This window comes from Variovorax sp. DXTD-1, from assembly GCF_003984625.1.
Taxonomy (GTDB): Bacteria; Pseudomonadota; Gammaproteobacteria; order Burkholderiales; family Burkholderiaceae_C; genus Variovorax.
In genome coordinates, this window is record NZ_RWKH01000008.1 from 25,544 (window position 1) to 36,253 (window position 10,710).

Here is a 10,710-nt window from a genome sequence, read left to right on the forward strand (position 1 = left end):
AATAGTATTGAACAATTTCAACCGGCTCGACCTCAACCTTCTGCTCACGCTCGATGTGCTGCTGGCAGAGCGCAGCGTCACCCGTGCAGCCGAGCGCCTTAACCTCTCACAGCCCTCGGTAAGCGTGCAGCTCGCCAAGCTGCGCGAGGTGTTCAACGACCCGCTGCTGGTGCCCGCGCAACGCGGCATGCGGCCCACCGCGCGTGCCGATGAATTGCGCGAGCCGCTGCGTGCAGCGCTGGAGTCGCTGGGCCGCGCCGTCGCGCCCACCGGGCCTTTCGACCCTGCCGAAGCCACCACCACCTGGCGCGTGGCCGCGGCCGACTATGCCGAGTCGGCCATTCTTCTGCCGGCGCTTGCCGGCCTGCGCGCCGCCGCGCCGAACACCCGCCTTGCCGTGGTGGAGGCGGTGCCCTCGCGCATGCCCCGGCAGCTGGAGCAGGGAGAGATCGACCTGTTCTTTCATACCAGCGTGGGTGCGCCCCCCGGGCTGCACCGGCGGGTGCTGTTCCACGAGCGCTATGTGCTTGCCGGGCGCACAGGCCATCCGCGCCTGAAGCGCCGGCCCACACTGGCGCAGTTCTGCGCGCTGGAGCACGTGGTGGTGTCGCAGGGCGGCGGCGGCTTCATCGGGCCCACGGACGAGGCGCTCGCGAAGAAAGGGCTCGAGCGCCGCGTGGCGTTGTCGGTGCCGCATTTCCTTTTCATGATGTCGGTGCTGGCCGCCACCGACATGGTTGCGATGCTGCCCGAGCGTCTGGCGCGCGGCGCGCCCGGGCTGCGGGTGGTGGAGGCGCCGCTGGAGGTGCCGGGCTACGAAATGGCGATGCTCTGGCATGAGCGACGGCACCGCGACCCGGCGCACCGATGGCTGCGGGAGCGGATTGCCGAAAGCCTGTGAACGGCAACCGCTTGCAGAAAAACTACTTTCGCAGAATTTCTCCATCGCCTTGCCTTTGGCGAGCTCATCGATCAGCTTGTCCAGATGCCGTACCTTCTGCATGAGCGGATCGTCGATGTCTTCCACGCGAACACCGCAGACCACGCCCTTGATGAGCGAGCTGTTCGGATGAATGGCCGGGGCTTGGGCAAAGAAGGTCTCGAAGTTGTTCGCCTGTTCGATTTGCCGCTGCAGCCCGTGCATGTCATAGCCCGTCAGCCAGCAAATGATCTGATCGACTTCTTCCTTCGTCCGTCCCTTGCGTTCCGCCTTTTGAACGTACAAGGGATAGACCTTCGCAAAGGCCATCGTGGAGAACGACTGCCGGGGTGCCATCGGTTTTCTCAACCCGGAATCTCGGGCTCGACCAGCTGGGCCAGTGCAACCAGGGACTCCTGCCAGCCTAGGTAGCACATTTCGGCAGGAATCACGTCGGGGATGCCTTCCTGCACGACGGAGATTTCCGTGCCGCAAGACACCCGTGTCAGCGTGACGGTGGTCTTCATGGTGCCCGGCAGGTTGGGGTCGTCGAAGACCGCATCGTAGGCAATGCGCTCGCCGGGCACGAGTTCGAGGTATTTGCCGCCGAACGAGTGGCTGTGGCCGGTGCCAAAGTTGGTGAACGACATGCGCCAGGCGCCGCCGACCACCGGCTCCATGCTGTGGACCTTGCCGGTAAAACCGAAGGGCGGCAGCCAGCGCTCGAAGGCGGCGGGCTCGGTAAAGGCGCGGTAGAGCCGGTCCGGCGGGGTGCGCAGTACGCGATGCAGACGAATGGTGTTGGTAGCCATGGATGTGTTCTCCTGAAATGCAGAGGATGTGCCGGTCAGATCACAGGCACGCTCGTTTCCTTCAGCACCCGCAGCACGAAGTGCGACTTGCTGTGGCGTATGCCCGGAATCTTGTAGAGCTTTTCGCGAAGCAGCCGCTCGTAGTCGCGGGTGTCGCGCACCGCGATGCGAATGTAGTAGTCGTAGTCGCCCGAGACAAGGTAGGCCTCCTGGATCTCGGGGATGGTGGCGAGCGTGCGGCCGAAGTCGTACAGGGTCTCGTCGGTGTGGCTCTCGAGCGTGACCTGCACGATGACCGAGTCGTGATAGCCGAGCTTGGCCGGGTCGACGTCGATGGTGTAGCGCTTGATCACGCCCGTGGCTTCGAGCTTCTTGATGCGCGTCCAGCAGCTGGTGGGCGACAGGCTGACCTCGTTGCCGATTTCCTGCAGTGTCTTGCGGGAGTCGAGCAGCAGCACGCGCAGGATCGCCAGATCGGTCTTGTCGAAAGATCCTTCTTCGGTATTGCCGGTTTGACGATTGTTTTTCATGAATTGAGCGGAATGAGCCAAAAGAAAGATGCAAATTCTGCATCAATGCCGGAAGAATCGACGGCATGCGACTGCTCGACCTTCCTTCCGCTTCTTCTCCACCCCTGCCGCCTGGCCCGGCGCCTCGCGTTCGCAACGGCGCCGAGGCCCTGCTCGACACGCTGGTCGAATGTGGCGTCGACACACTCTTTGGCTACCCCGGCGGCGCTGCGCTGCCGCTCTACGACGCGCTTCATGGCGAGCCGCGCCTGCGCCATGTGCTGGTGCGGCACGAGCAGGCGGCCGTGCATGCGGCTGAAGGCTATGCGCGCACCACGGGGCGCGTGGGCGTGGTGCTCGTCACTTCGGGGCCGGGCGTGGGCAACACCATCAGCGGCCTGCTCGACGCCATCAGCGATTCGGTTCCGCTGCTGTGCATCAGCGGACAGGTGGCAACCGGCGTGATCGGCACGCAGGCCTTCCAGGAGAGCGATGCGCTCGGCATGTCGCGGCCCGTGACCAAGTGGAACCAGCAGGTGCGCAAGGCCGACGACGCGCCGGCGCTGGTGCGGCGCGCACTCGAAATCGCGGCCTCGGGGCGGCCCGGGCCGGTGCTGCTCGACGTGCCCAAGGACGTTCAGCTTGCGCGATTGGGCCATGGCGCCGCGTCCACGCCGATGCGTGCTTTGCGCGCGGGGAGGGCGGCGCTGCCTCCACGCGCCATGCTGCAACGCGCGGCCGACCTGATCTCAACGGCGCGCCGGCCGGTGCTCTATGGCGGCGGCGGGTTGATCAACTCGGGTCCTGCCGCATGCGAGGCCTTCGCACAATTGGTGCACCGCCTGCACGCACCCTGCACGCTCACGCTGATGGGGCTCGGCGCCTATCCTGCGTCCGATCCCAAGTTCATCGGCATGCTGGGCATGCACGGCATGCTCGAGGCCAATCTTGCAATGCACGAGGCCGACCTGGTGGTGTGCGTGGGTGCGCGCTTCGACGACCGCGTGACCGGCAAGCTCGACGAGTTCTGCCCGCATGCGCGCAAGATCCATATCGACATCGACCCGGGCAGCATCAACAAGGTGGTGAAGGTCGACGTGCCGATGGTGGGCGATTGCGGATCAATCGTGGATGCCTTGCTTGCGCTGCTGCCGGCAGAAAGCTTTGCGCCCGAGCGGCTCGCGCCCTGGTGGCAACGCATCGAGCGCTGGCGTGCGGAAGATTGCCTCGGCTTCGAGCTGCGAAGCGATGCAATCTTGCCGCAGCAACTGATGGCGTCGCTGCAGCAGGCCATTGGCGGGCGCGATGCCATCGTGTCGACCGATGTGGGCCAGCACCAGATGTGGGCCGCGCAGTATCTGCGCTTCGAACAGCCGCGCCGCTGGCTTACCTCTGGCGGTGCCGGCACCATGGGCTACGGACTGCCGGCGGCCATTGGCGCGCAGGTGGCGCACCCGGAGGCACTGGTTGTTTGCGTGAGCGGCGATGCCTCGGTGCTCATGAACATCCAGGAGCTTTCAACGGCCGTGCAGCACCGCACGCCGGTGAAGCTGGTGCTGTGCAACAACGGCTACATGGGCATGGTGCGCCAGTGGCAGGAGCTCAACCACGGCAACCGGCTGAGCCACAGCTGGAACGAGGCGCTGCCCGATTTCGTGGCGCTCGCCAAGGCCTTCGGCTGGGGCGCGCGGCGGGTGTCGGACCCTGCCGAGCTCCAGTCCGCGCTGAATGAATGCCTTGAGAGCGACGGTCCATTCTTTCTCGACGTGCAGGTCGCGCCGCAGGAGAACTGCTTTCCGATGATGCCGGCGGGGCACGGGCATCACCGCGTCATGCTGGGTAAAGACCGCTGGTTCGAGGAGCGTTGAGCGGCGCCCAGGTCGGACCGAACCGCGGAGGGCCAACGCACGCTCTGCAGGTTGGTGGTGATCTGCGCAATTCGCGCGGGCGCCAGGCGTCCTGGCGCCAGCGGAACGTCGCGCGACACCAGCCAGTGGCCGAGCGCTTCGTCCGTCGTCGAAGTCTTCGGCGGCTGCCGACGCCGCCCGGTGTCCGCACAACTGCCGCCCGCATTGGGCGCATCGCCACGCATCGGCGCTCGCGAGCCAGCGTGCGTCGAACAGCCGGTGCGGATAGCGCGAGATGCCGACACCGGCATGCGAAGCTGATAATTCCAATCGTCATGAACAAGAGACCCAGGGAGATCGAATGCGCCTGATCAAAAAACTCAGCACTGGATGGTTGCTGGTTGCGTGTGCCACCTCCTTCAACAGCGATGCCATGCCGAGTGCCCCCAAGGCGGACATGGACGCCGTTGTAAAGAACGCAGCCGAAGACGCCATGCGGCAGCACGGCGTTCCCGGTTTGGCCATTGCGATTGCCGCCGGGGGCGAGCAGTGGTTCTACAGCTACGGTGTGGCTTCCAAGAAGACGGGGCAAAAAATCGCAGAAGACACGATCTTCGAAATCGGATCGGTCAGCAAGACATTCACCGCCACGTTGGCGACCTATGCCCAAGCCAAGGGCCAGCTTTCGCTCACTGACAGCCCGGGCAAGTACCTGCCTCAGCTTCGGGGCACCAACCTCGACAGGGTCACGCTGGTCAACCTGGGAACTCATACCGCAGGAGGCTTTCCCCTGCAGGTTCCGGACGCCATCGGGAACACGGGGCAGCTGATGGACTATTTCAAGGCCTGGCAGCCCGCGCATGTTGCAGGTACCGAGAGAAGCTATGCCAACCCCAGCATCGGAATGCTCGGCATGGCCGTTGCAAGAAGCATGCAGATGCCCTTTGAAGAAGCGATGGAGCAGCAGCTTTTTCGCAGGCTTGGCATGTTCGACAGCTTCATCAATGTGCCTGCGGGCAAGATGCCGCTTTATGCCCAGGGCTATAACAAGAACGACGAGCCGGTCAGGCTGAACCCCGGGGTGCTTGCATCCGAGGCTTACGGAGTGAAAACCAGCGCCAAAGACCTGATTCGTTTTGTCGAGGCAAACATGGGCTTGATATCAATAGAAGAAAAGCTACAGCGCGCGATCGCCGACACGCACACCGGTTACTACAAGCTGGGTGCGATGACGCAGGACCTCATCTGGGAGCAATACAGCTATCCGACCACATTGAACGCGCTGCTGGAGGGTAATTCCGCCAAGATGGCGTTGGAGAGCCATGGGGTTGTTGCGCTGAACCCGCCTCAGCCTCCGCAGAAGGAGGTGTGGATCAACAAGACCGGATCGACCAACGGGTTTGGTGCCTATGTGGCGTTTGTGCCCGCAAAGAAGATCGGTATCGTCGTGCTGGCCAACAAGATCTATCCCAACGAGTCGCGTGTTCGCTTGGCGCACCAAATTCTCGGGCAGCTGGATTGCCGCGCTCGAGCCAGGCAGTAAGGCGTCACCGACATGGACCAGATCGCGGCAATCAAGGCGTTTCAGACCGTTGTGACAGCAGGCGGCTTCTCGGCCGCCGCAAAGGTATTGCAGGTGTCGCACACCGTCGTATCGCGGCAGGTCACTCAGCTGGAGGCGCTGCTGGGCACTCAGCTGCTCAATCGCACGACGCGGCGCTTTGCCCTGACGGAGGCGGGGCAGACGTATCACGAATACAGCACGCGGATTCTCGAGCAGCTCGAGGAGGCCGCGCTGGCGGTGACGCGGCACCAGGTGCAACCGGTTGGCGTGCTGCGCATCAACGCTCCCATGTCGTTCGGCCTGCAGGAGCTCGCGCAGTGGTTGCCGGCCTTCATTGCCGCTTACCCCAAGGTGTCGGTCGATCTGGTGTGCAACGACCGTTTCGTCGATCTGATCGAAGAAGGCTTCGACGTCGGCTTGCGCCTGGCCTATGCGCTGCCGGACTCTACCTTGGTTACCAAGAGCTTGGCCAGTTGCGAAGAATGGTGGGTGGCGTCACCCGCCTATTTGAAGGCGCACGGAACACCCTTGGTGCCGGCCGATCTCGCACGGCACAACTGCCTGGTTTATTCGCTTGCGCAGAAATCCAGCCAACCCAGCTTCACCGGGCCGGACGGTCGCCCCCACACCGTCGCCATTGCCGGGAGCCTGCAGGCCAACAGCGGCATTGCGCTGCGCGCTGCGGCCCTCTCAGGGACGGGCATTGCCGCCTCGCCCGTGTTCTTGGTGCATGAAGACGTAAAACGGGGAGATCTGGTTCGCGTGCTGGCCGACTTCGAACAGCAGCCTTTGACGCTGCACGTGCAGTATCCGCAGAACCGCCACTTGTCACCCAAGGTGCGCGCCTTCGTCGACTTTGCGGCGAACCAGTATCGGGAGCCGCGCTGGTAGGCGGGCTCGCCGAGCCGGAAACTTGCCGGACCGATTTGGCTATTGCGCCTTGGTCGGGACCAGGTCGAAGTGATCGGCCTGGTACTGGAACAGCACGCAGTTGGCACCGGGCTCACAGCCGCTGCGGTGCGCAAGCTTGCCCGGAATGTAGTAGTACGAGCCGGCCGGGTACAGCACCTTCTTGCCGTCTTCGAAGATCGCATAGAAGACGCCGCTCAGTACCACGGTGGGCAGGCTTTGCGTATGGACGTGCGGCGGGTTGTTCTTGCCGGCAGGGAACTCCACAAAAGCCTCGTAAGGTCCGTTGCCGGTAATGCTGCCGCGCATGTCGGCAGCACGGATGCCGCCGGTGCCGGCGATCTCGCGCCACTTGATGTCCTTGGCCGGCATGGAGACGAGCGTCTCGGGTGCAGCGGTCGAGGCGGATGGAGTGGCCGGAGCGACCGGAGCGACCGGAGAGGTGGCCCATGCCGGTGCCGCTGTGGCCGCGATGGCGACGAGGCTCAGCTTGCCGAGCAGGCGCTTGATGGTGTTCTTCATGAGTGGCTCTTCTTTCGAGTGTTTGCCGGTGTTGCGGGCAGATTGATGGATAGGGTGCCGTGAGGAATCACGCTTGAATGGGCAAGCCCAGGACTTCCGAGGTGGTGCGCACTTCAGCCACCACGTCCGATACGCCGCGCAACGCAGCACGATGCAGGTCGCGGTGGCTCATCACGCTGCCGTCCTCCTGGTCCAGGTCGCGGGTGGCACATGCGTCGCTCACGATGATGCTGTGATAGCCGCGCGGTGCGGCGTCGAAAGCCGTGGCCGAAACGCACATGTGCGTCATCAAGCCTGTGATGATCAGCGTCTTGATGCCGCGTGCCTGCAACTGCGCCTGGAGCTCGGTGCCTGCGAAGGCGCTGGGCGTAGGTTTCTTCAGCACCACGTGGCGCGCCGAGGGCTGAATCTCCGGATGAATCTCGAAGAGCTTTCCACCCTCGGCGAATATGGGGCTGTCCGCCGGTGCCGCGTGCTGTGCGTGAAACACGGGCATGCCGTGCTTGTCGGCCAGTTCGATCAGGCGCTTGGCCTGGCGCAGCGCGGCCATGCCATCGGGGATCGGCATCTTGCCGTCGAAATATTCGTTCTGAAAGTCGATGGCAATCAGGGCCGTGGACGCTGCATCGATCTGCGTCGTGGCGCTTGCACCTGTGATGGTGCGAATGCTGGGGTGATTCATGAAGGCTTCCCTGTTGAATGTGAGGGTCCGTAGCGTAGGGACCATTCATCCAGGGCGATAGCCATCTGGCGGGACAAGACTTGTGCGCAAAGCGCACATCGAAAAATGTATTGGAGCGGCGTTCGTTCCCGTGCGCCGCTCCACCCGGCTGGGTCTTACCTCTGCACAGACCGCAGATAGATTTCGACGCGGCGGTTCTGTGTGCGGCCGTCTTCGGTCGCATTGCTCGCCACCGGCTGGGTCTGGCCACGGCCGTCTGCCGTGAGCCGCGCTCTTGCAATGCCGCGGTCGGCCAGATAAGCCTCCACGCTCTGCGCCCGACGCTGCGACAGCGCCATGTTGTGGTCCGCATTGCCGGTGCTGTCGGTATGTCCGACCACTTGCGCATTGACGCTCGGCTCCTGCGAAATGGTTTGCGCAACGCCGTCCAGCACGCTGCGGAACGAAGGCTTGATGCTGGCGCTGTCGGTATCGAAGGTCACCTGGCTTGGAATGTTGACCTTCAGCGATCCATCGGCCTGCTCGGTAATTTGCGTGCCCGTGCCGGCGGTCTGGCCCGAGAGCTTGTTCCGGATAGCCGTCCAGTTGTAGCCGACGCCTGCGCCCACCGCCGCGCCAACCGCAGCGCCGATGGCGGTGCTCTTCTTGTCGCGTCCGATGAGGTTGCCAACGCCCGCGCCAACGACTGCGCCCGTGCCCGTGCCTACGGCCGTATGGGTGCCTTGCTCGGTTGCGCAGCCTGCGGCGAGAGTGGCGATAAGGGCGAGCGAGAGGAGTTTGATTTTCATAGACCTTCCAGAATGTGTTTCAGTTGAGATTGCGCGTCGCCGAGTTGGATGCCGCCGATCGCAATCTGTTGATAAAACTCAAGGGAAGGCTCTGAGGACTACAGCTTTGAAAGGACCGCCGCTCACTTGCCGCCGTTTGCGGACTTAATTTGCATTTTTGGGCGGTTCATCGAGGCGTGCGCGATTTTGCATGTAGATCGTGCGCGATTTTTGCGGACTGAAAGTCCCGCCATCTTTAGATTCTCCAGTCAGGTCGGAATTCGTTAACGCATGCGAGCAATCGTCGGTTTGGCATGCGCGCCGACTCAACTGCTTCCTTTTGCGGGAAGCGTTTTGACTTGAGAGAGCCCATTTTGCAAATTGCTGTACTAGACCCGACACTTCGAACCAGAGAGTTGGCCCGCCGCGCCATCTGCAGGCTCGGCCATGTGCCGGCCACCTTTGCCAGCGTGGACGAATTGCAGGGGCACGCTGAAGAAGTCGAGAACTTCGGCCTGCTGCTGCTCGCCTGCCCGAGAGACCCCGCGGTATTCCAGCCGCTCATCAGCCAGGTACGCGAGATCCTGGGGCAGAAGGTGCCCTTGATACTCAGCGCGTGCAAGAGCCAGTTCCGGGTCATCTCGATCCTCCATGTGGACGCTATTTCCACCGTGGCGCATGCGCCATCTTCTTTCGAAGACACCTACCGCCTGCTGGAGGCTGAGCTGCTGCATCGCAGGGTTCCCATCGCGGAGCGCGTGCTCGAGTGGCAAGGCTTCCGCTTCATCCTCGACCAGGACAAGGCGGAGTTCGAAGGCACTCCCATCAAGCTGCGGCCCCGCGAGTTCGACCTTGCGGTGGCCTTCTTCCGCAACATCAACCGGCTTCTGACCCGGGAATGGCTATTTGCGAATGTGTGGGGAAAAAAAGAAGAAGAATGCAGCCCCGTTTCCCGGTCGCTGGACGTCAGCGTATCCGGCCTGCGCCGCAAGCTCGGCCTGCGCTTCAAGCTGCAGGCGATCTGGGGGCAGGGCTATCAACTGAGCGGAGCATCCGAATCTCTTGACGATCAGAGCCGGCGCGGTTTTCTGAGCCGAACGGCCGTTGCGGAGAGGGGCAGCGGCGGTAATGTTGCGGCGGTTCACCGCGAGACAGGTTTGTCGCTTCCTCCGGGCGAACGCACGGGCGCCTGAGGCCGGTCTGCGGCATCAGGCCGCATGATTCGTCGGCGCAGGAGGCGCGAATGCATGTTTTCCTGGCGTGCATCCGTACTGCTTGCGAAACACAAATCCGAAGTATGCGGGGTCGGAAAAGCCGCATCGGTACGCAACCTGCGCCACGGTCAGCGGCGGTGCCGAAGGTGCGCGCAGCATCTGCGCGGCCATTTCCAGCCGAACCTTCTGCACCGTGTCCCGAAACGTCATGCCTGTACCGGATTCGGCGAAGACCTTGTGAACATGCCGTACGGACGCATGCAGCTGGTCGGCAAGCCTGGTTGCGCTGATGTGCGGGTCTGCGTAGTTCTCGCGGATCCAGCGGCACATGTTTTCGTGGAGAGCGCGATTGCGCGTGGACGACCGGTCGCCGTGGATCGCCGGTCCGCCTTGAAGCAGCGCGAAAGAGAGCATCGACAAAACGTGCTCTCCCACCAGCTCCTGCTCGAACGAGCTTGCAATGCCTTGCAGATGGTTGAAGTCCAGCCCGCGCAGGTAAGCGGAGAGCACGCCCGACCAGCCTTCATGTCCCTTGAGGATCTTTGCCACCGGGCCCTCCATGCCGGGAACCCAGCGCGCGACCAATAAGTGCGGCAACCCGACGAACCACATGTCCGTGCAGGCGGGCGAGCGTAGTTTCAGGAAGCGAGCGGCATCGACCAGAACGATGTCGTTGGTCTCATTCGTCGTGAAAGTGTTGAGCTTCAGAACGAGATACAGCGGATGAGAGGTGGCGTCTTTCATGCGGCTGTGCATGGCGGTGCTCACATCCACCGCATTGCCGCGGAGCCACATGAAGGCAAGGTCGCCGACATCGACAGCCTTGAGTTCTTGCCAGAAACGCTCTTGCTTCAAACCCTTTCGCTTCGCGCTGGCCTCGTCGATCCAGAACGAGAACCTCTTGCCCGCGGCGACAGGACTGCCGGTGCGGCGCTGGACGGAATAGGGCAGAAGTGCCATGAATG

The 10,710-nt window shown here is 63.2% G+C and carries 11 protein-coding genes and 1 pseudogene; 5 read left to right on the plus strand and 7 right to left on the minus strand.

What is annotated here, in order from left to right; genetic code table 11:
- Nucleotides 1-7: 7 nt before the first annotated feature.
- Nucleotides 8-901 (plus strand): LysR family transcriptional regulator, encoded by an 894-nt coding sequence (locus EJI00_RS09325; RefSeq protein WP_126747190.1) that lies wholly within the window; start codon nt 8-10, stop codon nt 899-901.
- 45 nt (nt 902-946) lie between these two features.
- Here the strand turns inward: EJI00_RS09325 and EJI00_RS09330 are convergent.
- The 3 genes and pseudogenes from EJI00_RS09330 to EJI00_RS09340 all read right to left on the minus strand — a co-directional run.
- Nucleotides 947-1,276 (minus strand): annotated as a pseudogene (locus EJI00_RS09330) (DUF2200 domain-containing protein); the annotation flags it as partial.
- A gap of 8 nt (nt 1,277-1,284) precedes the next feature.
- The gene (locus tag EJI00_RS09335; protein WP_126747191.1) at nt 1,285-1,731 is read right to left on the minus strand and encodes an SRPBCC family protein; all 447 of its coding nucleotides are present in this window, start codon (nt 1,729-1,731) and stop codon (nt 1,285-1,287) included.
- A 35-nt stretch (nt 1,732-1,766) separates the two neighbouring features.
- Entirely contained in the window at nt 1,767-2,261 is a 495-nt protein-coding gene (locus tag EJI00_RS09340) for an Lrp/AsnC family transcriptional regulator (RefSeq protein WP_185868099.1), read from the minus strand.
- A gap of 65 nt (nt 2,262-2,326) precedes the next feature.
- Here EJI00_RS09340 and ilvB point away from each other — a divergent pair, with 65 nt between their 5' ends.
- The 3 genes from ilvB to EJI00_RS09360 all read left to right on the plus strand — a co-directional run bounded on the left by ilvB (nt 2,327) and on the right by EJI00_RS09360 (nt 6,542).
- Entirely contained in the window at nt 2,327-4,108 is a 1,782-nt protein-coding gene (gene ilvB, locus EJI00_RS09345; protein WP_126747192.1) for a biosynthetic-type acetolactate synthase large subunit, read from the plus strand.
- A 340-nt stretch (nt 4,109-4,448) separates the two neighbouring features.
- Nucleotides 4,449-5,630 (plus strand): class C beta-lactamase, encoded by a 1,182-nt coding sequence (gene ampC, locus EJI00_RS09355; protein ID WP_126747193.1) that lies wholly within the window; start codon nt 4,449-4,451, stop codon nt 5,628-5,630.
- 12 nt (nt 5,631-5,642) lie between these two features.
- Complete coding sequence (locus tag EJI00_RS09360) at nt 5,643-6,542, plus strand: LysR family transcriptional regulator (protein ID WP_126747194.1); 900 nt, start codon at nt 5,643-5,645, stop codon at nt 6,540-6,542.
- 39 nt (nt 6,543-6,581) lie between these two features.
- Here the strand turns inward: EJI00_RS09360 and EJI00_RS09365 are convergent, their stop codons facing one another.
- The 3 genes from EJI00_RS09365 to EJI00_RS09375 form a co-directional block, all read right to left on the minus strand.
- Nucleotides 6,582-7,082, minus strand: a complete 501-nt coding sequence (locus tag EJI00_RS09365; protein ID WP_126747195.1) for a cupin domain-containing protein — start codon at nt 7,080-7,082, stop codon at nt 6,582-6,584.
- A 67-nt stretch (nt 7,083-7,149) separates the two neighbouring features.
- A complete protein-coding gene (locus EJI00_RS09370; protein WP_126747196.1) occupies nt 7,150-7,764 on the minus strand; it encodes a cysteine hydrolase family protein in 615 nt (204 codons plus the stop codon).
- A gap of 155 nt (nt 7,765-7,919) precedes the next feature.
- On the minus strand, nt 7,920-8,552 hold the full coding sequence (locus tag EJI00_RS09375; protein WP_126747197.1) for an OmpA family protein: 633 nt from the start codon (nt 8,550-8,552) through the stop codon (nt 7,920-7,922).
- A gap of 395 nt (nt 8,553-8,947) precedes the next feature.
- On the opposite strand from EJI00_RS09375, the gene EJI00_RS09380 reads away from it, so the two are divergent.
- Nucleotides 8,948-9,724: a winged helix-turn-helix domain-containing protein gene (locus EJI00_RS09380; RefSeq protein WP_221885035.1), complete on the plus strand. Its 777-nt coding sequence runs from the start codon at nt 8,948-8,950 to the stop codon at nt 9,722-9,724.
- A 15-nt stretch (nt 9,725-9,739) separates the two neighbouring features.
- On the opposite strand, the gene EJI00_RS09385 is transcribed toward EJI00_RS09380, so the two are convergent.
- The gene (locus EJI00_RS09385) at nt 9,740-10,705 is read right to left on the minus strand and encodes an AraC family transcriptional regulator (protein WP_185868100.1); all 966 of its coding nucleotides are present in this window, start codon (nt 10,703-10,705) and stop codon (nt 9,740-9,742) included.
- Between the last annotated feature and the right edge of the window lie 5 nt (nt 10,706-10,710).

Excerpts from the sequence above, each read along its gene's own strand:
- EJI00_RS09335 (WP_126747191.1), bottom strand. The coding sequence starts at position 1,731 with ATGGCTACCAACACCATTCGTCTGCATCGCGTACTGCGCACCCCGCCG.
- EJI00_RS09340 (WP_185868099.1), bottom strand. The coding sequence starts at position 2,261 with ATGAAAAACAATCGTCAAACCGGCAATACCGAAGAAGGATCTTTCGAC.
- ilvB (WP_126747192.1), top strand. The coding sequence starts at position 2,327 with ATGCGACTGCTCGACCTTCCTTCCGCTTCTTCTCCACCCCTGCCGCCT.
- ampC (WP_126747193.1), top strand. The coding sequence starts at position 4,449 with ATGCGCCTGATCAAAAAACTCAGCACTGGATGGTTGCTGGTTGCGTGT.
- EJI00_RS09360 (WP_126747194.1), top strand. The coding sequence starts at position 5,643 with ATGGACCAGATCGCGGCAATCAAGGCGTTTCAGACCGTTGTGACAGCA.
- EJI00_RS09365 (WP_126747195.1), bottom strand. The coding sequence starts at position 7,082 with ATGAAGAACACCATCAAGCGCCTGCTCGGCAAGCTGAGCCTCGTCGCC.
- EJI00_RS09370 (WP_126747196.1), bottom strand. The coding sequence starts at position 7,764 with ATGAATCACCCCAGCATTCGCACCATCACAGGTGCAAGCGCCACGACG.
- EJI00_RS09375 (WP_126747197.1), bottom strand. The coding sequence starts at position 8,552 with ATGAAAATCAAACTCCTCTCGCTCGCCCTTATCGCCACTCTCGCCGCA.
- EJI00_RS09385 (WP_185868100.1), bottom strand. The coding sequence starts at position 10,705 with ATGGCACTTCTGCCCTATTCCGTCCAGCGCCGCACCGGCAGTCCTGTC.